Here is a 25,499-nt window from a genome sequence, read left to right as displayed (position 1 = left end):
CAATTTATACTTGGAAACTGTTCTGCCCCAAAACAAAAAGGCTGCCCTTTTTAGGCAGCCTTTCTCATAAAGTATAAATCTTACCTAGAGCAGCTCGCTCACCAGCGCGGGAGCTATACCCAGCAGGATAGTCAGAACTGTCAGAACAATCAGCGTGAAACTGGAAAAGCTATTTACGCGGATGGTATCGTAGTTTGCAGCCGGCTGCATGTACATGGCAATTACCACGCGCAGGTAGTAGTAAATACCCACAGCAGCCAGCACCACCGCCAGCACCACCAGCCACAGCATGTCCGGATTAGCCAGCACTGCGGAGAACACAAAGAACTTACCGAAGAAACCTGCTGTAAGCGGGATACCTCCTAAAGACAGCATGGATACGGTCATGGTGAAGGCCAGCAGCGGGTTTGTTTTACCTAGGCCGTTGAAGGCTTCGTAAAGATGGCTTCTGCGTTGATCCTGCACCAGCTTCAGTACGCCAAACGCCGCGATGCTGGCAGAAGAGTAAGCAGCAGAGTAAAACAGGATAGATTTATCAGAAGACTCGTTGAAGGCAATCAGAGCCATCAGCATGTAACCTGCATGCGAGATACTCGAGTAAGCCATCATGCGCTTAAAGCTCGTCTGGATAACGGCACCAATGTTACCGATAACCAGGGTAAGCACCGTAATGGCCACCAGCGTAGGGAACCAGGCTGCGTAAGAGGCGGCAAAGGCTGCAACCATCAGCTTGTAAAAAGCAGCCACACCGGCAGTTTTCACCACCGTTGACATGAAGGCCGTAAACAAAGTAGGTGTGCCCTCATACACGTCCGGAGCCCAGAAGTGGAAGGGCGCTGCAGAAATCTTGAAGGAGATACCGATAACAAGTATCAGGATGCCCATTACAAAGATAGAGTCCGGCAAGCCCTCGCTTAAAGCACTGGCCTGTGCGGCACTAATCTCGGTGATATTGAAGGTTCCGGTAGCGGCATAAATCAGCACGATACCAAACAGCATGATACCGGTGAAGAAAGAGCCCATCAGGAAGTACTTCAGAGCTGCTTCGTTAGAGCGAAGGCTCGTCTTGTCGGAACCTGCCAGCACGTACATCGCAATCGACATGATCTCCACACCGATAAAGAGCATGATCAGGTTCTCATAGCCCACCATCATCACGGCTCCCACCAGCGCGAACAGCATCAGGGAGTAATATTCGCCCAGGTTAGCGTCGTTGTTGGAGATGTACTTCTGCGAGAAGGGCAGAAGCAGCAGGGTGGTCAGTGTCATGATGCCCGTAAACGCCACCGCATAGTTGTCGATGGTGAGCATGTTGCTGAAGTATGTCTGGGTATTGTTCCAGTCGAGCAGGTTAACACCGAAAACAATGGCCAGGAAAACCAGCACAAGCGGCAGAAGCACCTGTTTGTTCTTTGCAAAGCCTGCAAAGAGGTTCACAATACCAAAGACAGATAGAAGTATGATCGAGGTCATGTCGTCGTAATTCTCTAAAACTCTTTATTCTTTTATCCGCTTAGCGGTTAATAATGCTCAGCAGGTTGTTCACAGCAGGCTCCGAGATGCTCAGGAACGTGTTAGGGAACAAACCAATCCAGAATACCATCACCACCAGCGGAATCAGCACGGCTTTCTCGTTGAAGGTAAGGTCTGTGAAGTTCTCTGTTGCTTCGGACTTTGTGCCGAACATCACGCCCTGGAACATGCGCAGCATGTACACGGCAGCAAGTATAATCGTTAGGCCGGCCACGGCGCCAAAGCCCGCCTGGTACTGGAACACACCGGAAAGCAGCAGAAATTCACCCACGAAGCCGTTGGTCAGCGGTAGCCCCACCGAACCCAGTAGCAGCACCATAAAGAAGATGGACAGCATTTTGGCGTTCTGCGTGATACCACCTAGGCTGGTGATTTCCCTGGTATTGGTGCGGCTGAAGATGATGTCAATAATGAAGAACAGGCCTACTACGTTTATACCGTGGCTCAGCATTTGTATTACGCCACCCTGCAGGCCCTGCTCGTTCAGGGTAAAGATACCGGCGGCAATCAGGCCAACGTGCGCAATAGAGGAGTAAGCCACCAGGCGCTTCAGGTCACGCTGGCGAATAGCGATGATAGAGGCATACACGATACCGATGATGGCCAGTACCAGCACCAGCTCATCCCACTGGCTAACACCGTAAGGCACTACGGGCAGTAACCAACGCAGTACACCATAAATACCCATTTTCAGCATGATACCGGAAAGCAGCATCGTCGCCTGTGCAGGTGACTCGGTATAGGTGTCCGGTTGCCAGGTATGGAACGGGAACACAGGCATCTTGATGGCAAAGGCGATAAACAGGAACCAGAAGATCCAGCTTTGCGACTCGGCGGACAGGGTCAGCTGGTAGAAAGCGTTTACATCGGAAGAGTGCGTGCCGGGCGTTTGCAGGTACAAGTATACGAAAGCAGCCAGCATGAACAGCGAACCGAAGATGGTGTATACAAAGAACTTAAACGTAACGCGGATTCTGTTGGCACCGCCCCAAACGGCAGCGATAAAGTAAATCGGAATAAGGGCCACCTCCCACATAAAGTAGAACAGGAAAGCATCCATGGCCACAAACACGCCAATCAGGCCCGTCTGCATAAACAGCACAAGCGCGTAGAAAACGTTCGGGTTCTTATACTCGTGCTTGTAAGACGAAAGGACGATCAGCGGCACCAGGAACGTCGTCAGGAGTACCATCAGCAGGCTAATGCCATCCATACCTATGCTGAAGCTGATACCTGCGCTTTCGATCCATGGCAGGCTTAGCTTATGCTGTAACGCACCGCTCTGCGTATCGAAGGCCGAGAGGGCGAAAAGTGACAACGCAAATTCTACAAGCGCTGCTACAAAGGCCACTTTCTTGGCACCCTGTCCTTTAATAAGCAACACCAGCAGTGCGGCAAGGGCAGGCCAGAAAAGTAATAGAGCTGTAATCATCTTCTAAGAACCTTATCCGATAAAGAAGTTTAAAAATATAATCAGGACGATGCTCAGCACCATCACCATCAAGTAGAAGCCGATGGCACCGCTCTGCACATGGCGGAGCGTGCGGCTGAAGTGAGTGACAAGCTTTCCGAGTCCGTTCACGATCCCGTCTACCACCAGCAGGTCTACCACACGGTGGAAAGTGGCTGACATCCACATTACTGGCTTCACAACTACCGTGTCATAGATCTCGTCGATGTAGTATTTGTTGTAAACCAGGTTGTGCAGCGGGGAAAGCTTTGTGCCCTCAGGAGCCGGAACCGTATTCTTGCTCACGTAGGTAGTATAGGCTATGCCGGCAGCTACAAGGGCTACCACTACTGAAATTCCCATCAGCAGCCATTCAGTGGAATGATCAAGATGCATCGGCTCTACTGCGGCCGGGTTAGCTACGCTGGCAAACTGGTAGATAGGAGCCAGGTAGTTCTGCAGCACGTGCATGTTTTCTCCGAAAATGGGCGGTATGCCCAGGAAACCACCTATTGTTGAAAGTATAGCCAGCACGATCAACGGCAACGTCATGGACATTGGAGATTCGTGCAGGTGTGATTTCTGCACCTCCGTGCCACGGAACGTTCCGAAGAAAGTCAGGAACAGCAGGCGGAACATGTAGAACGAGGTCATAAACGATACCAGCACACCCAGGCCCCACAGCAGTTTGCTGTGCACCCATACATGCGCCAGCAACTCATCCTTAGAGAAGAAACCGGCAAACGGCGGGATACCGGAAATAGCCAGTGTACCAATCAGGAAGGTGACAAAGGTGATAGGCAGGTACTTGCGCAGCCCACCCATGTGGCGAATGTCCTGCTCGTTGCTCATGGCATGAATAACCGAACCGGCACCCAGGAAGAGCAGCGCCTTGAAGAAGGCGTGTGTGAGCACGTGGAAAATAGAAGAGGTGAAGGCCATCACACCCAGCGCCAGGAACATATAGCCCAGCTGAGATACGGTGGAGTAGGCCAGTACCTTCTTGATATCATTTTGCGCCAGGCCAATGGTGGCAGCCACCAGTGCCGTAGCCACACCCACAATAGCGATAACCTCCATTGTAGTAGGGGCCAGCGCATACAGCACGTTAGAGCGGAGCACCATGTAAATACCAGCCGTCACCATGGTCGCGGCGTGGATGAGCGCTGAAACCGGTGTAGGACCTGCCATCGCGTCCGGAAGCCAGGTGAAGAGCGGAATCTGCGCACTTTTACCCATGGCGCCTACAAACAGCAGCAGCGTAATGGCGATCATCACGCCAGAATCGATACCGCCGGTGTACTGTGCCGCTTCTGAGAATACCTGCGGGAAAGAAACAGAACCGAAGGTGATGAATATCAGGAAAATAGCCAGCAGGAAGCCCAGGTCACCGATACGGTTCATCACGAAGGCTTTCTTGGCGGCGTTGTTATAGTTGGTGTTCTTGTTCCAGAAGCCGATGAGCAGGTAAGAGCAAAGGCCCACGCCTTCCCAGCCCACGAACATCATCACGTAGTTGGAGCCCATCACCAGCAGCAGCATCGAGAACATGAACAGGTTGATGAAGGCAAAGAACTTACCGAAGTTCTCGTCGTGGCTCATGTAGCCGGCAGAGTACAGGTGAATCAGGAAACCGATACCGGTCACCATCAGCATCATCAGCAGTGTCAGCTGGTCGATCAGGAAGGAGAACCCTATCTGCATGCTACCTACCGAAATCCAGTCGTAGAAGTCAACAGTATAGGCGCGGCTTCCGTTAGAGGTGAAATCCAGGAACAGGTAAACCGTGATCAGGAAAGAAGCCAGCACTGTGCCGCTACCAATAAAGCTTACCAGGCCCTTGGCAATACTGCGGTTGCCCAGTCCGTTTATAATGAAGCCGGCCAGCGGCAGTAACGGAACCAGCAGACAAAGCAGTGCCATACCCTGGTTGTTAATCGGCATTACAATCTCTTGCATCTGTGTTAAAAGTTTAAGCTATTCGGCGTATGGTTAGGGCTGTTACCACTTCAGGTAGTTCAGCAGTTGTACATCGGTAGAGCGGATGTTACGGTAGGTCATCACGATAATGGCAAGACCTACGGTTACTTCGGCGGCTGCAACAGCCATGATGAAGAACACGAACACCTGCGCACTGGAGTCGCCCCTGTAAGAGGCGATGGCCGTCAGCAGCAGATTCACCGAGTTCAGCATCAGCTCCACACACATAAAAATCACGATGGCGTTGCGGCGCGTCAGTACGCCGATAACACCGATTACAAAAAGAGCCGCGCTGAAATACAGGTAGTAGTCTAACGGGATGGTTCTGATGACCTCAGGAATGTTGTTCATTTTTGTGTGACTGAGAACGTATTACTCTTAAATTACGATCCAAAAATCAAGTCGCAAAGTTATCCCCATTTTTGTAAAAACCATAACATATTTCCCTATTCTTCTTGCCCTGCAGCGGGCTTCCGTGCACAGTTAAGGCGTTCTCAAATCCGGCTTTTGATATTTCCGTGAAAGGATGATACAAACCCGGTTTATACTTTTGGAACCTGTTTCCGTAGCTATGGGAATTACTGTTTATACTTATGAGGAAATGCCATTTTTTATACTTTCTGTTGACCCCGCTGCTCCTGCTGGCCTGTAAAACAGAACCGCCTGCAACCAGCAGTACTGCTGCCCGACATACAGATCTGCCTGAGCCAGTACAGCTATCTGCCACCACCACCCGGCAGGTGTTTTATCAGGATCTGCCCTCTGCCTCGGGGCTGGAGTATGCCCAAGGCGCTTTTTTTGTACTCGGTGATGACTCGCCGTATCTTTACCGGCTGAACGAAAAGTATGAACTGACACAGCGCTACCCCATCTTCGACACGACAAGTATAAAGGGTGGCCGTATTCCGAAAGATCTCAAGCCAGACCTCGAAAGTATGGCGCTGCTTACCTATGGCCGTAACGAGATGCTGATCATGCTTGGCTCCGGGTCCGCTAAGAATCGGGAGGTAGGGTATTTGGTTAATCTGACCAAGGGTATGGAGGTGAAGGAACTGAATCTGTCGCGGTTTTATACTTTCCTAAGGCAGGTACTGCGGCTGGAGGCTACCGAGCAACTGAACCTGGAGGGCTTGGCAATGGACAAAGCCTATACTTATCTGTTGCAGCGTACCTTGAGTAAAGGGCAAAATGTGCTTTTCCGTTTTGAGGCGGATGCTTTTGAGGATTTTATACTTGGCCGTGGTGGTATCCCGGCGGTTGCGGTTTATTATTTCAGCCTGCCGCAGTTAGGGGAGCTGCATGCAGGTTTCTCCGGGGCCTTTGCCTTGGATGGTGAACTATTCTTTACGGCCTCAGTGGAGGAAACCCCCAACGCCATTGACGACGGCACGGTGCACGGTAGTTTCCTGGGTAGGATAGACTTGAAGATGCTGCCGCATGCCTCCGATGAGGCGAACCCTTTGGCGGTGCCGGTGGTGCAGCTAACGAACGAGGATGGCGGCCCTTACGTGGGCAAAGCTGAGTCGGTGGTGGTGCGAAAGGGGGAGGAAGGAAAGTATAAAGTGGTGGTGGTGTCGGATGATGATAAAGGGCACTCAGAATTACTGGAGCTGGATTTGTCGATTGCGCAGGGGCAGCTGTAACGTATAAAAGTGCCAACCTATAAAAAGCAAAAGGCCGGAAGTATGAACTCCGGCCTTTTGCTTTTTATACTTGTAAAGAAGCTTTGATCTAGAAATGGCTTTCGCCCTGCTCTTTTTTGCCAATCATTACGGCACCCACCATGGCTACCAGGAACAAGACAGAGGCAAGCTCAAAAGGCAGCAGGTATTCAGTGAACAGCACATAGCCCAGGTTCTCCACCATACCCGCCTGCGAGTTGTAGGTCTCCGGGTTAAGGCCTGCGATGGTCGCATCTTTCAGGGCGGCAACCAGTACCACGAACATCATACCGCCGGCTATGGCCCCTGCAAACTTGCTGATGGTGGAGGTTTTAATCTTGTCTCCCGCTTTACTCATGTTCAGGAACATGATCACGAAGAGGAAGAGTACCATGATGGCACCCGCGTATACAATGATGTTCACCACGGCCAGGAACTGCGCGTTCAGCAGCACATAATGGCCGGAGATGGTGAAGAATGTAATGATCAGGAACAGTACGCTATGCACTGGGTTCTTAGAAAGAACTACCATCAGGGCGCACAGCAGCGTTAGTGAAGCAAGGAAAAAGAAAAGGCTGTCCATTATGGCTATTTCGTTTCAGTGGTTTTCAGTGGCTCAACCAGGCGGTCTTTGCCATAGATAAATTCGTCGCGCTCAAAGCGGGCAGGGGCAATCTTATCGTCCTGCAGGAAGATGGCCGCCTTCGGGCAAGCCTCCTCACACAGTCCGCAGAAAATGCAGCGCAGCATGTTCACCTCGTAGGTTACGGCATACTTCTCCTCGCGGTACAGGTGCTCCTCACCGGCTTTGCGCTCTCCGGCCGTCATGGTGATAGCCTCGGCTGGGCAGGCTACGGCGCAAAGACCGCAGGCGGTGCAGCGCTCGCGGCCCTGCTCGTCACGCTTCAGTACGTGCAGGCCTCTCCAGTGCTCGCTACGCTCGCGCGTCTGCTCCGGGTATTGTACGGTTGCTTTCTTTTTGAAGAAGTGCTTCAGTGTGATTCCAAGCCCCTGCGCGATAGCAGGAAGGTAGGCGCGTTCTGCGAACGTCATCTCCTTCTGCGTCACTTCCTTTCTTCTATTTGATAGTGGTTCCATCTCTATGTCTTTTTGATAGCAGGGCTGGCAGTTTATATTTTAACATGCTGCCTGCCGCTGGCATTCAAAGTTCGATACTATAGTTTAAAATAAATAGTCTTTCAGCAGAATTCCGGCCGCTGTCAGCAGGATGTTCAGGATAGACAGTGGAATCAGGATGTTCCAACCCAGTTTCATCAGTTGGTCATAGCGGAAGCGCGGCAGTGTCCAGCGTACCCACATGAAGAAGAAGATGAACAGGAATATCTTGATGAACATCGCCACCACGCCTATAATCGTTACCACGTTATTGGCCAGCACCGGATCGCTGATTGCCTGGCGCAGGTTCTCCATGAATGGGAAGTTGTAGGCGCCAAAGTATAGCGTAGACATAACCGCCGACACTACAAAGATGTTGATATACTCGGCAAACAGGTACATGCCCAGCTTCATCGAGCCATACTCCGTGTGGTAACCACCAATCAGCTCGGCCTCAGACTCCGGTAAGTCAAATGGCGTTCTATTTGTCTCCGCAAAGGCACACACCAGGAAAATCAGGAAGCCCAGCGGCTGGTACCAGATGTTCCAGTTAAAGCCGGCCTGCTGCTCGGCAATCTCGCGCAGTGACAGGGAACCTGTCATCATCAGCACCGCAATGAGGGAAAGGCCCATGGCTAGCTCGTAGCTGATGGCCTGCGAAGCCGCACGGATGGCGCCTAGCAATGAGTACTTGTTATTGGAAGCCCAGCCACCGATCATCAGACCATATACACCCAGCGATACCACACCAAAGATGTACAGCACCCCGATGTTTACTTCTATTGCCTGCAGGTATACTTCGCGGCCACCAATAATGAGCATGTCACCGAAGGGGATTACCGCACTCGACATGGTCGCTACCAGCATAGCCACGCCCGGGCCGAGGATAAACAGCGCCTTGTTAGCTTTCGTCGGGATGAAATCCTCCTTGAAGAACAGCTTGCCGGCGTCGGCCAGTGGCTGCAGCAAACCAGCCGGACCGGCACGGTTTGGGCCCACACGGTCCTGGATAAAGGCGGCTATCTTACGCTCAAAGTAAGTAGAGTAGGTGGCTATCAGCAGGGTAATACCGAAGATAACCAGAATGTAAATCGCTTTGTATAATAGGTCTACAGACTCCATTTCTTATTCCTGTGGCAGGTTTTTCTTAGTGGATGTTGGCAGGTTTGGAACGATCGGAACATTTACCACCGGCAGCTCATAATGGTTGGCAGAGATTACAGAGCCTCTGTCGATGTGGCGAGGACCTTCAATCGTCCAGTCTTTCACCTCTTTCTTGTCGAAGCGGCAGGTGTTACAGATAAACTCCTCCACCTCGTTGTACTGGTCCTTGCGGGCCGTTACGCGCAGCACCTCTTCGCCTCGTGTCCAGAGCGTAACCTTGCCGGAGCAGGTAGGGCAGTCGCGGTGGGCATCCATTGGTTTGGTAAACCACACACGGTTCTTAAAGCGCCATGTCTTGTCTGTCAGGGCTCCCACCGGGCACACATCAATCACGTTACCAGAAAAATCGTTGTCGATCACGTTTTCGATGTAAGTACCGATCTCGGCAGCATCGCCACGACCCAGTACGCCATGCACGCGCTTCTCCGTGATCTGGTCGGCCGTATACACACAGCGGTAGCACAGGATGCAGCGCGTCATGTGCAGTTGGATGTATGGGCCCAGATCCACTTTGTTGAAGGTGCGGCGCTCTTCTTCGAAGCGCTGTCCGCTAATACCGTGCTCGTAAGAAAGATCCTGCAGGCTACACTCACCGGCCTGGTCGCAGATAGGGCAATCCAGTGGGTGGTTGATGAGCAGCATCTCCACGATGCCCTTGCGGGCGTTCAGTACATCCTCGTTGGTTGTGTTTTCCACCACCATGCCATCCTGTACCTGCGTGATGCACGAGGCAACGAGCTTCGGCATCGGGCGTGGGTCTCTGGTAGAGCCCTGCGTTACCTTCACCAGGCACACACGGCACTTGCCACCGCTGCCCTTCAGCGGGGTATAGAAGCACATGGCAGGCGGTACTACGTCGCCCCCGATTTTTCTTGCAGCCTGAAGTATGGTAGTTCCGTCTTCTACCTCTATCTCAATGCCGTCTATCGTTACTTTAGCCATTGTTGTTATCGTTGTCCGTTTTTCGGTATTCGTTGATCGCGAACACGTTAAACGATTTTAGCTATACTGTTTTAAGCCTTCCTACCCCTTATGTATGCAGGAAGTATGATTTTATACTTAAGCTGTTACCGTGTCAAGCTGGCCTCTGTACACCGCACCCGGAGCGGTTGCTTCCTTCGGATGCTTGATGTGCCACTCAAACTCGTCGCGGAAGTGACGGATAGCAGCTGCTACCGGCCATGCCGCCGCATCACCCAGCGGGCAAATGGTGTTACCCTCTATCTGCTTGGCTACGCTTACCAACAGGTCGATGTCCTGCTGATGGCCGTGGCCGTACTCGATGCGGTGCAGCACCTTCTCCATCCAGCCTGTACCTTCACGGCACGGGCTGCACTGGCCGCACGACTCGTGGTGGTAGAAGCGGGCATAGTTCCACGTGTTACGCACAATGCACTGGTCCTCGTCAAACACGATAAAGGCACCCGAACCCATCATCGAACCGCTCACAAAGCCACCGTCGGCTAGCGACTCGTAGGTCATCAGGCGATCTTCGCCGGCTGCTGTTTTAAGGATAAGGTTGGCTGGCAGAATCGGCACGGAAGAACCGCCCGGTACTACCGCCTTCAGCTGCTTTCCTTTCCAGATACCGCCCAGGTACTCATCGGAGTAGATGAACTCCTCTACCGGCACGCCCAGCTCGATTTCGTAAACGCCTGGGTTATTGATGTTGCCGCTGGCTGAGATAAGCTTGGTACCGGTGCTTCGACCAATACCGACCTTGGCATACTCTGCGCCGCCGTTGTTCACGATCCATGGCACAGAAGAAATCGTCTCCACGTTGTTTACCACGGTAGGGCAGGCAAAAAGGCCTTTCACCGCCGGGAACGGAGGCTTGTTACGCGGGTTGCCGCGCTTACCTTCCAGCGACTCCAGCAATGCGGTTTCTTCACCGCAGATGTAGGCACCACCACCGGGGGCCACGTGCAGATCCAGGTCATAGCCGGAGCCAAGTATGTTTTTGCCAAGCAAACCAGCAGCATACGCTTCTGCGATGGCCTTCTCCAGTATGCGCAGCACAAACAACAACTCACCACGAATGTAGATATAAGAGGTGTTGGCACCGAGCGCGTAGCTCGATGTGATCATGCCCTCAATCAGCGCATGCGGGTTTTTCTCCATGAACCAGCGGTCCTTGAAAGTGCCCGGCTCCGACTCGTCGGCGTTGCACACCAGGTAACGCGGAACACCCTCCGGCTTGGCCAGGAAGCTCCATTTCATACCCGTCGGGAAGCCAGCGCCACCACGGCCACGCAGGCCGGATGTCTTTACCTCTTCCACCACCTCATCCGGAGACATCGTTTTCAGGGCTTTCTCTACCGAGCGGTAGCCGCCGTGCTTACGGTATACTTCCAGCGTTTCGATGCCGGGAACGTTGATATGCTCAGTTAATATTTTAAGTCCCATTTTAGCAGGATATCTATGTCGGCAGTTGCCTATGCTGGTAACTAGCCATGGTTCATCTATTTATCTGGACAAAGGCGTTTTTGACAAAGGACAAAAGACTTTTTAATGGTTTGTGTCCTTCTCCTCTTTTGTCTTTTGTCAATCAGTCTTTTGTCAAAATTACTACTTCAGGTGATGTGGCTTTTCCACTTCGCTCTGGCGCATCATCTCCAGGAACTCGTCCAGCTTTTCTTCGCTGTCGAGGTTCTCGTAGAACTTCTCGCGCACCTGCAGCATCGGGCCTGAGCCGCAAGAGGCCAGGCACTCCACCGGCTTCAGCGTGAACATCCCGTCGGCAGTGGTCTCGCCCTCCTCAATACCCAGCTTCTGCTTGATCAGGTCGATGATCTGGTCGGCGCCGCGCAGGCAGCAAGGGCCGGTGCGGCATACTTCCAGCACATGCTTGCCAACCGGCTTGAGGTTGAACATGGTATAGAACGTCGCTACCTCGTATACTTCGATCGGCTGTATGTTCAGGATTTCGGCAACCTTGTCCATTACCTCCGGGCTCACCCAACCGCCAAACTCTGCTTGCGCAATGTGCAGGATCGGAAGTATAGCAGACTTCTGGCGTCCTTCCGGATAGTGGCTGATGTAGCGCTGGATCTCGGCCATTGCCTCATCAGAAAACTTCACTTCGTTTATTGTCTCTGCCATTTTATTCATTTATCATCTATCATTTAGCAATGATCAATGATCAATGGGAAATGATAATTGTTCTAAGTTTATGCGTCCAGTTCCCCGGCGATTACGTTCAGGCTGCTCAGCGTCAGAATCGCGTCGGCCAGCTGTCCACCTTTAATCAGCTCAGTATAAGACTGATAGTAGATGAAGCATGGGCGGCGGAAGTGCAGGCGGTACGGCGTGCGGCCGCCATCGCTGATCAGGTAGAAGCCAAGCTCTCCGTTGCCTCCCTCCACGCTGTGGTATACTTCACCCACCGGAGCCTCAATCTCACCCATCACAATCTTGAAGTGGTAGATGAGCGCCTCCATGCTGGTGTATACTTTCTGCTTTGGCGGCAGGTAGTAGTGCGGGGCATCGGCGTGGTAAGAGCCTTCAGGCAGGTTTTTGTAGGCCTGCTCAATGATCTTAAGGCTTTGCCATACTTCCTCGTTACGCACCAGGTAGCGGTCGTAGGTATCGCCTTTGGAGCCCACCGGGATTTCGAACTCGAAGTCGTCGTAAGAAGAGTATGGGTTCATCACGCGCACGTCGTAGTCAACGCCGGTGGCGCGCAGGTTCGGACCGGTAAAGCCGTAGCTCAGGGCACGCTCAGCGGAGATAGCGCCCACGCCCACGGTTCGGTCGATGAAGATACGGTTGCGGGTCAGCATTTTCTCGAACTCCGCCCATACTTTCGGGAAGCGCTTGAGGAACTCGTCGATCAGGTGCAGGGCCTTCGGAGATAGGTCGCGCTCCATGCCGCCGATGCGTCCCATGTTGGTCGTCAGACGGGCACCGCATACTTCCTCGTAAATGTCATAAATGTGCTCACGCTCCTGCATCACGTACAGGAAGCCGGTAAAGGCACCGGAGTCCACCCCCAGGATCGAGTTACAGATCAGGTGGTCGGAGATACGGGCCAGCTCCATCATGATCACGCGGATGTACTGCGCGCGCTTGGGCACCGTAATGCCCAGCAGCTTCTCCACCGTCATGTGATACCCCATGTTATTGATAGGGGAGGAGCAGTAGTTCATGCGGTCAGTCAGCGGCGTGATCTGGTAAAAAGGCCTCCGCTCTGCTATCTTCTCGAAGGCACGGTGGATGTAGCCAATCGTTGGCACCGCATCCACAATCACTTCCCCATCCATTTGCAGGATGTTCTGGAAAATACCGTGCGTGGCCGGGTGGGTTGGACCCAGGTTGAGCGTGGTAAGCGGCCGCTCTTCCTTAATGGAGAGTCCGTGGTCTTTGCGGAACTGCTCTATCTCGGTAAGCTCGGCGGTTTTATTTTCAGTAGCCATTATGGTCTCCTTTTCTGTCAGTTATAGTATGGGTAACTATAAAAAACTGGCTTAACGTCCGAAAAATGTGTTAATCTTATCTTCCCTGGTCTGGTCTTCCAGCGGGTACTGCTTCAGCATCGGGTGGTACTCCATCTCCTCGATATTGAGGATGCGCGTCAGGTTCGGGTGCCCGGTAAAGATAAAGCCGTAAAAGTCAAAAGCCTCACGCTCCATCCAGTTGGCGGTGGCGTAGAGGTCGGTCATGGTTGGCAATACCGGGTCCGAAGCAGGCCTGTACACTTTCAGGCGGATGCGGTAGTTGTGGCGCAGGCTGTGCAGCTGATACATCACACACATTTCCTTATCGCCCTGGCCCGGGTAGTGGATACCGCACATGGTCGTCAGGAAGCTGATCTGCAGCTCCTTGTCGTCGCGCAGGTACTTTATCAGGTCATGAATCGTTTCACGGTTTGTCGTGATCGTCATGATACCATCCGGATTGTATGGGTCCTGGATGTTTTCTTCCCCAAACTCGCTGATGATCTTGCCGAGTACGTTTTCGTTTGTAAGCTCCATGCTGCTTATTTAATGTTGTATGAGGCTAACAGTGCCTGGTATTCCGGAGAGTCGCGGCGGCGAAGCGATTCGCTTTCAGCGAGCTCCTGCACGCGCATCAGGCCGTCCAGGATTTGCTCAGGGCGCGGCGGGCAGCCTGGCACGTATACATCCACCGGCACGATGCGGTCGATGCCCTGCAGTACAGAGTAAGTGTCGAAGATACCGCCGGAAGAGGCGCAGGCACCTACGGCAACCACCCAGCGCGGCTCGGCCATCTGCTCATACACCTGCTTTACCACCGGTCCCATTTTCTTGGCAATGGTACCCATTACTAGCAGAATGTCGGCCTGGCGCGGCGAGAAGCTTGGGCGCTCCGAGCCAAAGCGGGAGATGTCGTAGTTGGCACCCATGGTGGCCATGTACTCGATACCGCAGCAGGAAGTGGCAAAAGGCAATGGCCAAAGCGAGTGCTTACGGGCCAGGCCAATTACTTTCTCCAGGGAGGTGGCAAAGAAACCTGCGCCGGAATAGCCCTCAGGGGCCTCTGCCATGGTAATATCTTTATTGTTTGTATCGCTCATGTCAAGATTATTTTGTTGCTCTGAAAGTATGGTTTGAACCGGCTTTAAGAACAACGGTTAATCCTCAAAAGTTTAATGTTCAGGTCCTACTTAAGTATGCCTTTCTTGATTTCGTAAAAGAAGCCCGCCAGCAGTACAGTAAGGAAAATCAGCATCGGGGTGAAGAAGGCCATGCCATACTCCCGGAAGTTTACCGCCCAAGGGTACATGAAGATGATCTCCACGTCGAAGAGCACGAACAGGATAGCCGTGATGAAGTATTTGTAGGAGATCGGGGTACGGGCATCACCTACGGACTCGATACCACTCTCAAAGGCGGCGCCCTTTACCTCACTGGTTCGCTTGGGGCCAAGGATGTGGGTAAGCACCAGTGCAAAAACCACAAACCCGAGCGCAGCCGCAAACTGAATCAGGATAGGGAGAAAGTCCGATGGTAGATACTGATTTACAGATGGTTCCATTACGTTGTGTCGCTTTCTTGAAATTTGGGAGCAAAATTAGGTATAAATAGCCATTAATCAAAAGTATACCTGCACTGCAAAATAGCTTAAAAGCGTTAGGATAGGTAGGTTCTAAGAAAAATAAAGTTAAAACAATATTAAATATACAAAGGCCACGCCCCGTTATAGGGCGTGGCCTTTGTGGTGGCTGCCGTTTGGCCGGCGGTTACTTGTTCTCTCCCAGGAACGGGTAGCGGTAATCCACTGGCGGAACGAACGTTTCTTTGATAGAGCGGGCCGATACCCAGCGCAGCAGGTTCAGCATGGAGCCGGCCTTGTCGTTGGTGCCGGAAGCGCGGGCGCCGCCGAATGGCTGCTGGCCTACCACCGCACCGGTCGGCTTGTCGTTGATGTAGAAGTTGCCGGCTGCCTGGTCCAGCTTCTTGGTGGCGTACTCCACAGCGTAGCGGTCCTGCGAGAAGATGGCGCCAGTCAGGGCGTAAGGCGATGTGGAATTTACCAGCTCTACGGTATCCTCGAAGTTGTTCTCGTCATACACGTATAGGGTGATAACCGGTCCGAAGATTTCCTCGCACATGGTCACGTACTGCGGGTTGTGCGCAAGAAGCACCGTTGGCTCCACGAAGTAGCCTTTCGACTTGTCGTAGTTGCCGCCGGCAATTACCTCTACTTCGTTGCTCTCCTTGGCGTTGTCGATGTAGCGGGCAATTTTGTCAAACGACTTCTCGTCGATAACGGCGTTAATGAAGTTGCCGAAATCCTCCGGCGCGCCCATCTTGAAGGACTTCAGGTCTTCCTGCACGTAGCCTTTCACCTCGTCCCACAGGTTGCTTGGGATGTAAGCGCGCGAGGCGGCAGAGCACTTCTGGCCCTGGAACTCGAACGCGCCGCGGGAGATGGCTGTGGCCAGCGCCTTGGCATCGGCCGACTTATGGGCAAGTATAAAGTCCTTGCCGCCGGTCTCGCCCACAATGCGCGGGTATGATTTATACTTGTGGATGTTGGTGCCGATGGTCTTCCAGATGTTCTGGAACACGCCGGTGCTGCCTGTAAAGTGGATACCGGCAAAATCAGCGTGGTTGAAGATAACGTCTCCGGCTGTTGGGCCGTCCACATACACCAAGTTGATGACGCCGTCCGGCAGGCCTGCCTCGCGGAACAGCTCCATGATCATCTGGGCAGCGTAAATCTGGGTGTTGGCCGGCTTCCATACCACCACGTTGCCCATCATGGCCACGCAGGAAGGCAGGTTGCCGGCAATAGCCGTGAAGTTGAACGGCGTCAGGGCGAACACGAAGCCCTCGAGCGGACGGTGCTCCATGCGGTTCCATACGCCCGGCGAAGACTCCGGCTGCATCTGGTATACTTCGGTGGCATACTGGGCGTTAAAGCGCAGGAAGTCGATCAGCTCGCAGGCTGAGTCAATCTCGGCCTGGTAAGCGTTCTTCGACTGGCCCAGCATGGTGGCGGCGTTCAGGCGTGCTCTCCAGGGGCCGGCTAATAGCTCAGCGGCTTTCAGGAAGATGCTGATGCGGTGCTCCCAGCCCATGGCGGCCCAGGCTTCGCGGGCGGCAAGCGCGGCGTTAATGGCTTGTTCCACGTGTGACGCGTCGCCCTCGCTGAAGTGGCCGAGGATGTGCTGGTGGTCGTGCGGCTGCACTACCGGCTTCTTGGTATCGGTGTATACTTTGTCGCCGCCGATGTACATCGGGATGTCCAGCTGCTTCGACTTGAGTTCTTTATAAGTGCGCTGCAGTTCCTCGCGCTCCGGGGAGCCCGGCGCATACGATTTTACAGGCTCGTTTACTGGGGTTGGTACTCTAAAAAATCCGGTTGCCATTACGTATATAGTTACAGATTTGAGAATTAGGTTATACAATAGTATACGTAGCCGCCAGGGGCTATCTATACAAAGGTAAGGCATATTATTTGATTTTCCGGCATCAGCAGGCGGCAGGTATTATGCCTTAGGCATGCGCAGGCATGGTATTCGCAAACGCAGGAACCACACTTTTTGCCCTGAGCTATTAAATCAATCCATCCCTATTTTATTATATCTCTGAATTATTTATAACTTGATAGCGAGAAAGTAACGCATTGTCCACTTTATACAGAAAGTCACAGACAAACAACATGAGAAAACTAACCATAGGGGTGTGGGTGCTTGCCCAGGCCATGCTGATGAGCTGCTCCCAAGTTTCCACGGATACCGCTGCCGTATCGTCCGCCAACGAGGCGAGTGCAGCAGCGCAGGGCCTGGAGCTGAAGTTAGAATTGGCTGATAATTACCACGAGGGCAAGGCACAGTCCCGGTCGGTTTTAACGATAACCAACAATGGGGCGGAGGCACTTCCTGCCAAAGGGTGGAAGCTCTATTTTAACGGAGGTGCCGTCAGGTCGGCTGACACGACGGTGGCGATTGTAAAGCACTTTAACGGTGACCTGCACTACCTGGCTCCGGGGCCGGAGTTTAAGGAAATAGCGCCTGGTGCGTCGGCTACGGTAGAGGTGCTGGGCCGCGCTGTCCGGAATGTTTCCAACTTCCCCGTTGGGTTTTACATCGTTTATGATGCGGAGCCGGGAAAAGGTATCCCTGTTTCGCTGAAAGTTGAGCCGGGAACCCACTTTGATGAGGCCACCCAACAATTCGCAGCCAAGACCTATGAGGCGAACGCCGCGATACAAGATATGCCAGCGACAGCACTGACCAAGGTTTTCCCGACGCCGGTTTCTTACCAGGAAAAAGGCGCGCCATTTGTGGTAGACGCCAAGGTAACCCTGGTAGCAGACGCAGACTTCAAAAAGGAAGCAGAGCACCTGGCAGCGGTACTGGCTACGGCCACAGGGCAGCAGCCTGCTGTACAAAGCAATGCCACTGGCAAGGCAATTTTCCTTAGGAAGAAGCCTGGCATGGGAGCAGAAGAGTATACACTGAGTGTAACACCGGAGCGAATTGAGATAACCGCTTCCTCAGCTGCCGGCGCCTTCTACGGCGTGCAGTCGCTGAAAACGCTGTTGCCGGCCACGGCCTACGCGGGCAAGGCGGCCACGGTAGAGGTGCCAGGCGTAGAGGTGAAGGATGCGCCGCGCTTTGGCTACAGAGGCTTTATGATGGACATGGCCCGCAATTTCCAGCCGAAGGCGGAGGTGCTGAAGGTGCTGGACGTGATGGCCCTGTACAAGATGAACAAGCTGCACTTCCACTTCAGCGAGGATGAGGGCTGGCGCCTGGAAATCCGTCCGTTGCCCGAGCTTACCGCTGTGGGCGGCACGCGTGCCCATACCACCGATGGCAGCAGCATTGTGCCTTCCTACGGTTCCGGGCCAGATGCGGCTAACAAAGCGGGTACGGGCTTTTACACCAGAGAGGACTTTATTGAAATCCTGAAGTATGCGCGCGACCGCCACATCGAGGTAATCCCGGAAATAGAGTCTCCGGGCCACGCCAGGGCGGCCATTAAGGCTATGGATGCCCGCTACACGAAGTTGATGGACGAGGGCAAAAAGGAGGAAGCAGAGCGCTACCTGCTGCGCGACCTGAACGATAAGTCGGTGTACCGCTCGGTGCAGGGCTGGAACGACAACATCATGGACGTGTCGCTGCCTTCTACCTATACTTTCCTGGAAACAGTGGTGGATGAGATTATGGCCATGTATAAAGAGGCCGATGCCCCGCTGCACACGATACACTTTGGCGGGGATGAGGTACCGTCAGGGGTGTGGGAGAAATCACCATCCGTGCAGCGCCTCATCAGCCAGAACGCAGAGGTGAAAAATACAGACGACCTGTGGTACTACTACTTCGGCAAGGTGAACCAGATGCTCAAGAAGCGCGGCCTGTACCTGTCGGGTTGGGAGGAAATAGGACTGCGAAAGGAAGTTATGAACGGAAAAGTGAACTGGGTGCCGAACCAGCAGTTCGCCAATGAGAACTTCCATGTAAACGTATGGAAAAACGACCCTGGTTCAGGAGCCGAGGACTTGGCCTACCGCATGGCGAATGCCGGGTATAAAGTAATCCTGACGGGCGTGACTCACTTTTACCTGGACCTTGCCTACAACACTTCCTACGGCGAGCCGGGCCTGTACTGGGGTGGCTATGTAGACATCGACAAGCCGTTTTACTTCATTCCTTACGATTACCTCCGCAACCTGAAAGAGGATAACAAGGGGAACCCGCTGGACCGCTCCATCATCAAGAGCAAAGAGCCGCTGACCGAGAAAGGAAAGTCGAATATTGTGGGCATCGAAGCGCCGCTGTGGTCTGAGACAAACCTGACCACCGAGGCCTTCGAGTATAAGTTGCTGCCTAAGCTGCTGGGTGTGGCTGAGCGTGCCTGGTCAAAGGACCCAAACTGGGCCAAGGAAAAAGATGCGGCGAAAAGCGAGAAGCTCTACAGCCAGGCCTGGTCTGAGTTTATCAACGTGGTAGGCAAGCGAGAGCTGCCGCGGCTGGATGCCTACGCAGGCGGGTATGGCTACCGAATCCCGACGGCGGGTGCAAAGGTGGTAGACGGAAAAGTAGCGGCCAATGTGCAGTTCCCCGGCTTCACCATCCGCTACACGACAGACGGCACAGAGCCAACAGCAACTAGCCAGAAGTATACGGCGCCTGTTGAGGCAACCGGAGCCGTGAAGCTGCGCGTGTTTAACGCTGCAGGGCGTGGCGGACAAACCATCACCATCCAAAACCAAACCTCCATGTAAGCAGCCCTGGCTGAAGAGAGGCATCAAAAGTATGGCCACAGGTTGCAGTACGCAGCTTGTGGCCATACTTTTTTACACAGGTTTCGGCTACAGTTCCGGCTGACTGACCAATTACACTTTGCTGCTTACGGGAGACTAGCGGAGCGATCGCGCAGCATTTCCCTCATTCTGCAAGTAGAATTTTCTGATTTATACTTCCTCTTATACTCTGAAGTATACTTTGTTTGCTCCTTGATTCTCGCTCTTTCGGGTTTGCCATTCCAAAGTATAATAGCCGCTATTTGCTATACTTTTAAGGAATGCGAATTGCACAAATTTATACTTTGTACTTGTTGAGAATCAGGTGAAAGTATGTTTTTGCGGACGGAAGCTAAGGTTATGATGTGGGGGAGTGTAACCCAAATTGCACTATCCTGCGTATAAGGTTCCGGCCACTGCCAGTAGGCGGTGGTAGTAACCAAAATTTTAAGTACTATGAAAAAGACAACGAAGACCTACGCAAAAGTAATGCTGGCTGCGGCCCTGGGCTTTTCTTTTGCTGCTGAGGCCGCAAACTATACCTTTGCCGAAGCTAATGCTGCGGTTGTAACTGTACAGGATGATAAACTGCCGATGCAGCAGGAACTGCTGGGCGAGCATGCCGACATAAACGCCATCACGGCCGCCAACATGCGCCAGGCCTACATCACGTTTATGGAGAACGTGCGCGAGAAGAAAGCCAACTGGGGCGATGAGGACTGGCAGAACGCCAAAAACGTGCTGGAGCGCCTGAACGCCCACAAGGAGACTGTGGAGAAGGAACTTGGCACCGACGACAAAGGCAAAATTAAGATGCTGCAGGCCGAGTTCAGAACCCTGGAGACAGGCGGCGACATAAAAGACTAATTAAATAGCCAAGTATAAACGAAAAGGGCGGTGGTTTTCCACCGCCCTTTTTTGTTATAGTATCTGCTTCAGCTCGCTCAGGCAGCTTATCTCGTAAGTCGCTTTCGGCCGCTGGCGCGTCTTTATCCTCTCCGGGTTAAAGTATACCTGGTCTATGCCGGCGTTGCGGGCACCCTCGATATCGCACTCGAAGTTATCGCCAATCATAAGGCACTGCTCGGGGTTCACGTCTATCCTGTCGAGCAGGTGGCGGAACATGCGCTGGTCCGGCTTTTTATACCCGCAGCACTCAGAGGTAACCACTTCCTTAAAGTAATCGTGCAGCATGGCCGAGCTCATCTTTACCTGCTGCACCTCCTTAAAGCCGTTGGTGATGATGTGGAGGCCATACTTCGGCTGCAGGTACTCCAGCACCTCGTAGGTATGCGGGAACACGGCTTTCTTGGTAGGGCAGAGCGAAGTGTAGGCTTCCGAAATGCCCTCCGGCACCTCGTGCTCCTCCAGGCCCAGGCCGGTCAGGGTTTTCACAAAGCGGCTCCGGCGCAGTTCCTGCTGGTCTATCTTGCCTTTGTTGTAGAGGTCCCAGAGGCGCATGTTCACAAACCTATACTTGCGGTAAAACGAGTCGCAGGTGAATTTGCCATACTTTGCCAGCTCAAACTGCTCGTACAAAGTATAAAGGGTCTCTTCGGAGTTCTTCTCAAAATCCCACAGCGTATGGTCCAGGTCGAAGAGAATATGCTTGTATGCTTTCATATCAGGGTATAACAGGGTCAGGTAGAAGTAAAACGCCTTTGTGGGGCGGATGTTTCGGGAGCAGTGCAGAAAGAGATGGCGCCGTTTTGGAACTGCTATACTAAAACGATGGTTCGGGAGTTATACTTTGCCGGGATTTAAGATGCTATCCAGCGGCGGTTCTGCAGCTTCGTGACGGCCAGCTCGCGGTTAGAGTACAAAATCTGGTATACTTCCAGGTCCTTCTGCAGGATGGTGTCGCGCTCCATGTAGGAAAAGATCTGGTTCACAAAGTCGGCCCCCTCATCCTTTATGGAATAGTACACCCACTGGTCCAGCTTGCGGGGGGCCACCAAACCGGCATTGCGCAGGTAAGCCAGGTGGCGCGAGGTCTTGGTCTGGGTAAAGTCCAGCACCTGCTCCAGGTCGGAGGTGCACATCTCGCGGTTGCGCAGGATCAGGTGAAGTATGCGCAGCCTGGACTCGTCGGCAAGAGCTTTGAGTACCTGCTGCCCGAAGGCCAGGCTAAAGTGTTTCAGTCTCATAAGGGTTGTAATAGTGGCCGGGGCTGCCTGAACAAAATTAGCCAAAAGTGGCTATTATAAAAGAATTAATAAGTATAATTGTAGCCTATGACCTTTCCTGCTATTCTACGTGCTTCCCTCCCGAATGCCCTGAAGTGGATGTGGCTACCGCTGTTTTTGCTGCTGCTGACGCCTGATAAGGCCGAGGCGCAGACCAGGCAGCGCGTGGTGCAGCTCTCCGGCTTTGTGGCCACCGGCGACAGCCTGTACGGTGTGGCAGGGGCGGGCGTATTTGTGCCGGGCACCAACCGCGGCACCTACACCAACGACTACGGCTACTTCTCCATGCCGGTGCTGGCCGGCGACAGCGTGCTTTTTGCCGCGCTGGGCTTTAAGACGCAGTACCTCATCATCCCCAAAAACTACGAGAGCCAGAGCTACTCTATCATCATGCAGATGCAGGAAGACCCTACCGAGCTACCCACTGTGGAGGTATTTCCCTGGCCCACCGAACGCGACTTTAAGGAAGCTGTGGCCAACGTAAGGCTCCCTGACAAGGGTACGGCCATCATCACCCGCGATTTGGACCCGCGCCGCCTGGAGGAAATGTCGCGCATCACCCCGATGAGCGACGCGCAGAACTTCCGCTTCTGGCAGCAACAGCAGATACAACAGCAGCAAAACCGGCACATGTACCCCACGGTTAACATGATGGCCATCCCGCAGCTGCTACGCGGCCTGTTAAACGGCAATAAATAGTAACACAACACTCCTTTCCGGAAGTATAAGTATGGTATAGGCCCCGGCCTGTAGCGACGGCAAAATTGCATTCGGCAACTAACAAACCGGTGTTTCGTTTGTTGCCTATATAGTGCTTTGCGCATTTATATAGCAAAACAACAATGTTTTTGACCGCTACAAGCTTTAACAAACCATACTATGCTTGAACCTGAAGAACTTTCCCTTAACATCCCTGACACGACAAAACCCCGGGTCGTGATTATTGGCGGGGGCTTTGGAGGTATAAACCTTGCCAAACAGCTCCCCAACAAAGATTTTCAGGTGGTGATGTTTGACAGGCAGAACTACCACGGCTTCTGGCCGCTGCTTTACCAGGTGGCCTCGGCCGGCCTGGAGCCGGATTCGATTGCCGAGCCGCTGCGCAAAATGTTCAGCTCCGACAAGTACCCGGACTTCCACTTCCGCCTGGTAAAGGTAACCGGCATTAACCCGGAGGCCAGGGTCGTGCACACCGTCATCGGCGACGTGTCTTACGACTACCTGGTGATTGCCACCGGCACCAAGCCCAATTACTTCGGCAACGACCAGATAAAGAAATTTGCCTTCCCGCTCAAGCAGATACCCGAGGCCCTGAACCTGCGCAGCCAGATTTTGCAGTGCTTTGAGCAGGCCAGCATGACCAAGGACCCCGAAAGGCGCCAGGAACTCATGAACTTCGTGATTGTGGGCGGCGGCCCTACCGGCGTGGAGTTGGCCGGTGCCCTGGCTGAAATGAAGGCTCACGTCCTGCCTACCGACTATCCCGGCCTGGATTTCAGCCAGATGAACATCATCCTGGTAGAGGGCATGGACCGCCTGCTACCGCCCATGTCGCCGGAGTCAAGCGAGAAAACCTACAAGTACCTGCATGAGCTCGGGGTGGATATCCGGCTGGGCACGCTCGTGAGCTCTTACGATGGTGTGCTAGCCATGCTCAAGGATGGCGATCAGATTAGAACCAATACCCTTATTTGGGCGGCAGGCGTGTCGGGAGCCTTGATAGAGGGCTTGCCGGAAACCTCCGTGGAGCGCGGCCGCATTCTGGTGAACGAGTACAACCATGTGCTGGGCTATGATAACATGTTTGCCATCGGGGACATTGCTTTCATGAAACTGCCGGATTTCCCGAAAGGGCACCCGGGAGTGGCACAGCCTGCCATACAGCAAGGCAAGCTGTTGGGCAAGAACCTGCCACGCCTGCTGCGCAAAGAGCCGCTGGAGCCCTTCAAGTATAAAGACAAGGGATCGCTGGCCATTATCGGGCGCAACCGTGCCGTAGCCGACCTGCCGGGCAATCTGCACTTTGGGGGCTTCCTGGCCTGGGTGGTGTGGCTGTTCGTGCACGTGATGGCGCTGGTGGGCTTCCGCAACAAGCTGGTGGTGCTCAGCAACTGGGCCTACAGGTTCTTTACCTACGAGAACGGCACCCGCCTGATTATCCGTCCTTTTGTGCGGCGCGGCGACAGGATAGGGCGCAAGTTTATTGATAAGTATCAGGCGGATTGATGGGAAGATAGATTAGAAATTGGGACTAAGCCCTAGAGAATTGCTATTAAAGTATAACTTCACGGGCACAACCTTTCTAACCCTTCGCCCATGCAAACGAACGCCTTCTTTACCCGCTTTAAGCTGCCAGCCACGCCAGTGCTGGGGCTGGCAGCTCTTTTATTTTCTGTAGCGGCTTGTAACAATGCCGTCGAGCAGCAAGACACAGCCACTGCCACTACAACTGAACCAGAGCCTATGGAAATGAGCACGTTTTACGTGGGCACCTATGCCAAACCCGAGGAGGAGAGCATCTTCCTATACAGCCTTAACCCTGAGACAGGTGAGCTGACGCGCGTGGCCGGCTTTAAGGCCGGAGAGAATCCCTCGTACCTTACATTGGACGCTACCGGGGAGCACCTGTACGCAGTAAACGAGACCACCAATTTTGAAGGCAAGGAAAGTGGTGCGGTAAGTGCATTTGCCGTGGGAGAGGAGGGGAAGGAGCTAACCCTATTGAACCAAGCTCCATCGGGTGGCGGCGCGCCTTGCCATATCTGGCTTTCCGGGGGAAATACGGTGCTGGTAGCCAACTATGTGGGCGGAAACGTGGCCGCCCTGCCGGTGCAGGCGGATGGACAGCTGGGACAGCCGCAGGTGCTGCAGCACAAAGGCACCGGCCCGAACAAGGAGCGCCAGGAAAAGCCGCACGCTCACTACATCGCTCCTTCGCCAGATGGCAAGTATAGCTTTGCCGTGGACCTGGGGGCTGATAAAGTGTTTGGATACAGGCTAGAGGACGGGAAACTAGCTCCGAACAACCCTGCCGTAGCCTATACTTCAGCGCCCGGCTCTGGGCCGCGCCACATGGCCTTTCACCCGAGCGGCAAGTACGCTTACCTGCTGCACGAGCTTAACTCCACGGTAACCGTTCTAGAGTACGATGCCGCGAAAGGCACTTTCACAGAAGCACAAACCCTGACTACACTGCCGGAAGATGCTAAGGGTGACAATTATCCGGCGGCCATCAAAGTATCGGCGGACGGCAAGTTCCTGTATACGTCTAACCGCGGGCACAACAGCATTGCCGTGTTCGCCGTGGAACAGGAGGGTAGCCAGCTGAAACCAGTACAGCACATGAGTACCGGCGGCGACTGGCCCCGCGATTTCTCCCTCGACCCATCCGGAAGTATACTTTTGGTAGCCAACGAGCGCTCCAACAACATCACCGCGTTTAAGGTAGACAAAGCCACAGGCAAACTCTCCGCCACCGGCCAGGAGGCGCAGGTGCAGAAACCGGTGAATCTGGTGTTTAGGTAAGTAATAGGACAGAAGAACTTTAGACAGAGGATAAAAGACATTTCAAGTATAAAGAGCAACAATTCAGGTAGATGCTTAATGTTGTTCCAGGGTTTATACTTTAAGTTAACTTAGTGTCATACTTATCATTTTATACCTTGAAGTATGCTGACGGAGCCAAGT

General features: G+C 53.4%; 23 protein-coding genes. 6 read left to right on the top strand and 17 right to left on the bottom strand.

The window, feature by feature from the left end; translation table 11 throughout:
- Positions 1 to 84: 84 nt before the first annotated feature.
- Genes BM040_RS08815 through nuoK form a run of 4 tightly spaced genes read right to left on the bottom strand, consistent with a single transcriptional unit; the run spans position 85 to position 5,314 of the window.
- Positions 85 to 1,473, bottom strand: a complete 1,389-nt coding sequence (locus BM040_RS08815) for an NADH-quinone oxidoreductase subunit N (RefSeq protein WP_092100156.1) — start codon at positions 1,471 to 1,473, stop codon at positions 85 to 87.
- Positions 1,474 to 1,513: 40 nt separating this feature from the next.
- Entirely contained in the window at positions 1,514 to 2,965 is a 1,452-nt protein-coding gene (locus tag BM040_RS08810; RefSeq protein WP_092100154.1) for a complex I subunit 4 family protein, read from the bottom strand.
- A 12-nt stretch (positions 2,966 to 2,977) separates the two neighbouring features.
- The gene (gene nuoL, locus BM040_RS08805) at positions 2,978 to 4,942 is read right to left on the bottom strand and encodes an NADH-quinone oxidoreductase subunit L (RefSeq protein WP_092100152.1); all 1,965 of its coding nucleotides are present in this window, start codon (positions 4,940 to 4,942) and stop codon (positions 2,978 to 2,980) included.
- A gap of 42 nt (positions 4,943 to 4,984) precedes the next feature.
- Positions 4,985 to 5,314: an NADH-quinone oxidoreductase subunit NuoK gene (gene nuoK, locus BM040_RS08800; RefSeq protein WP_092100150.1), complete on the bottom strand. Its 330-nt coding sequence runs from the start codon at positions 5,312 to 5,314 to the stop codon at positions 4,985 to 4,987.
- 242 nt (positions 5,315 to 5,556) lie between these two features.
- Here nuoK and BM040_RS08795 point away from each other — a divergent pair, with 242 nt between their 5' ends.
- On the top strand, positions 5,557 to 6,606 hold the full coding sequence (locus BM040_RS08795) for a DUF6929 family protein (protein WP_245756150.1): 1,050 nt from the start codon (positions 5,557 to 5,559) through the stop codon (positions 6,604 to 6,606).
- 88 nt (positions 6,607 to 6,694) lie between these two features.
- Here the strand turns inward: BM040_RS08795 and BM040_RS08790 are convergent, their stop codons facing one another.
- From BM040_RS08790 to pruA, 11 genes are all read right to left on the bottom strand, one after another.
- Positions 6,695 to 7,207 carry an NADH-quinone oxidoreductase subunit J family protein gene (locus BM040_RS08790; RefSeq protein WP_092100148.1) on the bottom strand — a complete coding sequence of 171 codons (513 nt, stop codon included), beginning with the start codon at positions 7,205 to 7,207 and terminating at the stop codon, positions 6,695 to 6,697.
- 5 nt (positions 7,208 to 7,212) lie between these two features.
- Positions 7,213 to 7,722, bottom strand: a complete 510-nt coding sequence (locus BM040_RS08785; RefSeq protein ID WP_092100146.1) for a NuoI/complex I 23 kDa subunit family protein — start codon at positions 7,720 to 7,722, stop codon at positions 7,213 to 7,215.
- Positions 7,723 to 7,806: 84 nt separating this feature from the next.
- Positions 7,807 to 8,862, bottom strand: coding sequence for an NADH-quinone oxidoreductase subunit NuoH (nuoH, locus tag BM040_RS08780; RefSeq protein WP_092100144.1), 1,056 nt, complete (start codon positions 8,860 to 8,862; stop codon positions 7,807 to 7,809).
- 3 nt (positions 8,863 to 8,865) lie between these two features.
- On the bottom strand, positions 8,866 to 9,846 hold the full coding sequence (locus BM040_RS08775; RefSeq protein ID WP_092100142.1) for an NADH-quinone oxidoreductase subunit G: 981 nt from the start codon (positions 9,844 to 9,846) through the stop codon (positions 8,866 to 8,868).
- A 117-nt stretch (positions 9,847 to 9,963) separates the two neighbouring features.
- Complete coding sequence (gene nuoF, locus BM040_RS08770) at positions 9,964 to 11,310, bottom strand: NADH-quinone oxidoreductase subunit NuoF (RefSeq protein ID WP_092100140.1); 1,347 nt, start codon at positions 11,308 to 11,310, stop codon at positions 9,964 to 9,966.
- 162 nt (positions 11,311 to 11,472) lie between these two features.
- On the bottom strand, positions 11,473 to 12,006 hold the full coding sequence (gene nuoE, locus BM040_RS08765) for an NADH-quinone oxidoreductase subunit NuoE (protein ID WP_092100360.1): 534 nt from the start codon (positions 12,004 to 12,006) through the stop codon (positions 11,473 to 11,475).
- 68 nt (positions 12,007 to 12,074) lie between these two features.
- A complete protein-coding gene (nuoD, locus tag BM040_RS08760; RefSeq protein WP_092100138.1) occupies positions 12,075 to 13,319 on the bottom strand; it encodes an NADH dehydrogenase (quinone) subunit D in 1,245 nt (414 codons plus the stop codon).
- Positions 13,320 to 13,370: 51 nt separating this feature from the next.
- A complete protein-coding gene (locus BM040_RS08755; protein WP_092100136.1) occupies positions 13,371 to 13,877 on the bottom strand; it encodes an NADH-quinone oxidoreductase subunit C in 507 nt (168 codons plus the stop codon).
- 5 nt (positions 13,878 to 13,882) lie between these two features.
- Complete coding sequence (locus tag BM040_RS08750) at positions 13,883 to 14,440, bottom strand: NADH-quinone oxidoreductase subunit B (protein ID WP_092100134.1); 558 nt, start codon at positions 14,438 to 14,440, stop codon at positions 13,883 to 13,885.
- Positions 14,441 to 14,526: 86 nt separating this feature from the next.
- Positions 14,527 to 14,901 carry an NADH-quinone oxidoreductase subunit A gene (locus BM040_RS08745; RefSeq protein WP_092100132.1) on the bottom strand — a complete coding sequence of 125 codons (375 nt, stop codon included), beginning with the start codon at positions 14,899 to 14,901 and terminating at the stop codon, positions 14,527 to 14,529.
- A 205-nt stretch (positions 14,902 to 15,106) separates the two neighbouring features.
- Positions 15,107 to 16,741: an L-glutamate gamma-semialdehyde dehydrogenase gene (pruA, locus tag BM040_RS08740; protein WP_092100130.1), complete on the bottom strand. Its 1,635-nt coding sequence runs from the start codon at positions 16,739 to 16,741 to the stop codon at positions 15,107 to 15,109.
- A gap of 293 nt (positions 16,742 to 17,034) precedes the next feature.
- On the opposite strand from pruA, the gene BM040_RS08735 reads away from it, so the two are divergent.
- A complete protein-coding gene (locus tag BM040_RS08735) occupies positions 17,035 to 19,608 on the top strand; it encodes a family 20 glycosylhydrolase (RefSeq protein WP_092100128.1) in 2,574 nt (857 codons plus the stop codon).
- Positions 19,609 to 20,082: 474 nt separating this feature from the next.
- Positions 20,083 to 20,493, top strand: coding sequence for a hypothetical protein (locus tag BM040_RS08730; RefSeq protein WP_092100126.1), 411 nt, complete (start codon positions 20,083 to 20,085; stop codon positions 20,491 to 20,493).
- 54 nt (positions 20,494 to 20,547) lie between these two features.
- Here BM040_RS08730 and BM040_RS08725 read toward each other — a convergent pair whose 3' ends face one another.
- Together BM040_RS08725 and BM040_RS08720 are read right to left on the bottom strand one after the other, a co-directional pair.
- The gene (locus BM040_RS08725) at positions 20,548 to 21,249 is read right to left on the bottom strand and encodes a YjjG family noncanonical pyrimidine nucleotidase (RefSeq protein ID WP_092100125.1); all 702 of its coding nucleotides are present in this window, start codon (positions 21,247 to 21,249) and stop codon (positions 20,548 to 20,550) included.
- A 137-nt stretch (positions 21,250 to 21,386) separates the two neighbouring features.
- Entirely contained in the window at positions 21,387 to 21,773 is a 387-nt protein-coding gene (locus tag BM040_RS08720; protein WP_092100358.1) for an ArsR/SmtB family transcription factor, read from the bottom strand.
- A gap of 87 nt (positions 21,774 to 21,860) precedes the next feature.
- Between BM040_RS08720 and BM040_RS08715 the strand changes: the two genes are divergently transcribed.
- The 3 genes from BM040_RS08715 to BM040_RS08705 all read left to right on the top strand — a co-directional run bounded on the left by BM040_RS08715 (position 21,861) and on the right by BM040_RS08705 (position 25,337).
- Positions 21,861 to 22,511: a carboxypeptidase-like regulatory domain-containing protein gene (locus tag BM040_RS08715; RefSeq protein WP_245756149.1), complete on the top strand. Its 651-nt coding sequence runs from the start codon at positions 21,861 to 21,863 to the stop codon at positions 22,509 to 22,511.
- A gap of 180 nt (positions 22,512 to 22,691) precedes the next feature.
- On the top strand, positions 22,692 to 24,038 hold the full coding sequence (locus BM040_RS08710) for an NAD(P)/FAD-dependent oxidoreductase (RefSeq protein WP_092100124.1): 1,347 nt from the start codon (positions 22,692 to 22,694) through the stop codon (positions 24,036 to 24,038).
- Between the two features lie 90 nt (positions 24,039 to 24,128).
- Positions 24,129 to 25,337 (top strand): lactonase family protein, encoded by a 1,209-nt coding sequence (locus BM040_RS08705; protein WP_092100122.1) that lies wholly within the window; start codon positions 24,129 to 24,131, stop codon positions 25,335 to 25,337.
- Positions 25,338 to 25,499: the final 162 nt, after the last annotated feature.

Source organism: Pontibacter chinhatensis (genome assembly GCF_900113285.1).
Taxonomy (GTDB): Bacteria; Bacteroidota; Bacteroidia; order Cytophagales; family Hymenobacteraceae; genus Pontibacter; species Pontibacter chinhatensis.
The sequence above is the reverse complement of the archived record's forward strand: the minus strand, read 5'-3'. Positions and strand labels throughout refer to the sequence as shown.

Bases quoted from the DNA above. Each gene is read 5' to 3' on its own strand.
- BM040_RS08815 (WP_092100156.1), bottom strand. From the start codon at position 1,473: ATGACCTCGATCATACTTCTATCTGTCTTTGGTATTGTGAACCTCTTT.
- BM040_RS08810 (WP_092100154.1), bottom strand. From the start codon at position 2,965: ATGATTACAGCTCTATTACTTTTCTGGCCTGCCCTTGCCGCACTGCTG.
- nuoL (WP_092100152.1), bottom strand. From the start codon at position 4,942: ATGCAAGAGATTGTAATGCCGATTAACAACCAGGGTATGGCACTGCTT.
- nuoK (WP_092100150.1), bottom strand. From the start codon at position 5,314: ATGAACAACATTCCTGAGGTCATCAGAACCATCCCGTTAGACTACTAC.
- BM040_RS08795 (WP_245756150.1), top strand. From the start codon at position 5,557: ATGAGGAAATGCCATTTTTTATACTTTCTGTTGACCCCGCTGCTCCTG.
- BM040_RS08790 (WP_092100148.1), bottom strand. From the start codon at position 7,207: ATGGACAGCCTTTTCTTTTTCCTTGCTTCACTAACGCTGCTGTGCGCC.
- BM040_RS08785 (WP_092100146.1), bottom strand. From the start codon at position 7,722: ATGGAACCACTATCAAATAGAAGAAAGGAAGTGACGCAGAAGGAGATG.
- nuoH (WP_092100144.1), bottom strand. From the start codon at position 8,862: ATGGAGTCTGTAGACCTATTATACAAAGCGATTTACATTCTGGTTATC.
- BM040_RS08775 (WP_092100142.1), bottom strand. From the start codon at position 9,846: ATGGCTAAAGTAACGATAGACGGCATTGAGATAGAGGTAGAAGACGGA.
- nuoF (WP_092100140.1), bottom strand. From the start codon at position 11,310: ATGGGACTTAAAATATTAACTGAGCATATCAACGTTCCCGGCATCGAA.
- nuoE (WP_092100360.1), bottom strand. From the start codon at position 12,006: ATGGCAGAGACAATAAACGAAGTGAAGTTTTCTGATGAGGCAATGGCC.
- nuoD (WP_092100138.1), bottom strand. From the start codon at position 13,319: ATGGCTACTGAAAATAAAACCGCCGAGCTTACCGAGATAGAGCAGTTC.
- BM040_RS08755 (WP_092100136.1), bottom strand. From the start codon at position 13,877: ATGGAGCTTACAAACGAAAACGTACTCGGCAAGATCATCAGCGAGTTT.
- BM040_RS08750 (WP_092100134.1), bottom strand. From the start codon at position 14,440: ATGAGCGATACAAACAATAAAGATATTACCATGGCAGAGGCCCCTGAG.
- BM040_RS08745 (WP_092100132.1), bottom strand. From the start codon at position 14,901: ATGGAACCATCTGTAAATCAGTATCTACCATCGGACTTTCTCCCTATC.
- pruA (WP_092100130.1), bottom strand. From the start codon at position 16,741: ATGGCAACCGGATTTTTTAGAGTACCAACCCCAGTAAACGAGCCTGTA.
- BM040_RS08735 (WP_092100128.1), top strand. From the start codon at position 17,035: ATGAGAAAACTAACCATAGGGGTGTGGGTGCTTGCCCAGGCCATGCTG.
- BM040_RS08730 (WP_092100126.1), top strand. From the start codon at position 20,083: ATGAAAAAGACAACGAAGACCTACGCAAAAGTAATGCTGGCTGCGGCC.
- BM040_RS08725 (WP_092100125.1), bottom strand. From the start codon at position 21,249: ATGAAAGCATACAAGCATATTCTCTTCGACCTGGACCATACGCTGTGG.
- BM040_RS08720 (WP_092100358.1), bottom strand. From the start codon at position 21,773: ATGAGACTGAAACACTTTAGCCTGGCCTTCGGGCAGCAGGTACTCAAA.
- BM040_RS08715 (WP_245756149.1), top strand. From the start codon at position 21,861: ATGACCTTTCCTGCTATTCTACGTGCTTCCCTCCCGAATGCCCTGAAG.
- BM040_RS08710 (WP_092100124.1), top strand. From the start codon at position 22,692: ATGCTTGAACCTGAAGAACTTTCCCTTAACATCCCTGACACGACAAAA.
- BM040_RS08705 (WP_092100122.1), top strand. From the start codon at position 24,129: ATGCAAACGAACGCCTTCTTTACCCGCTTTAAGCTGCCAGCCACGCCA.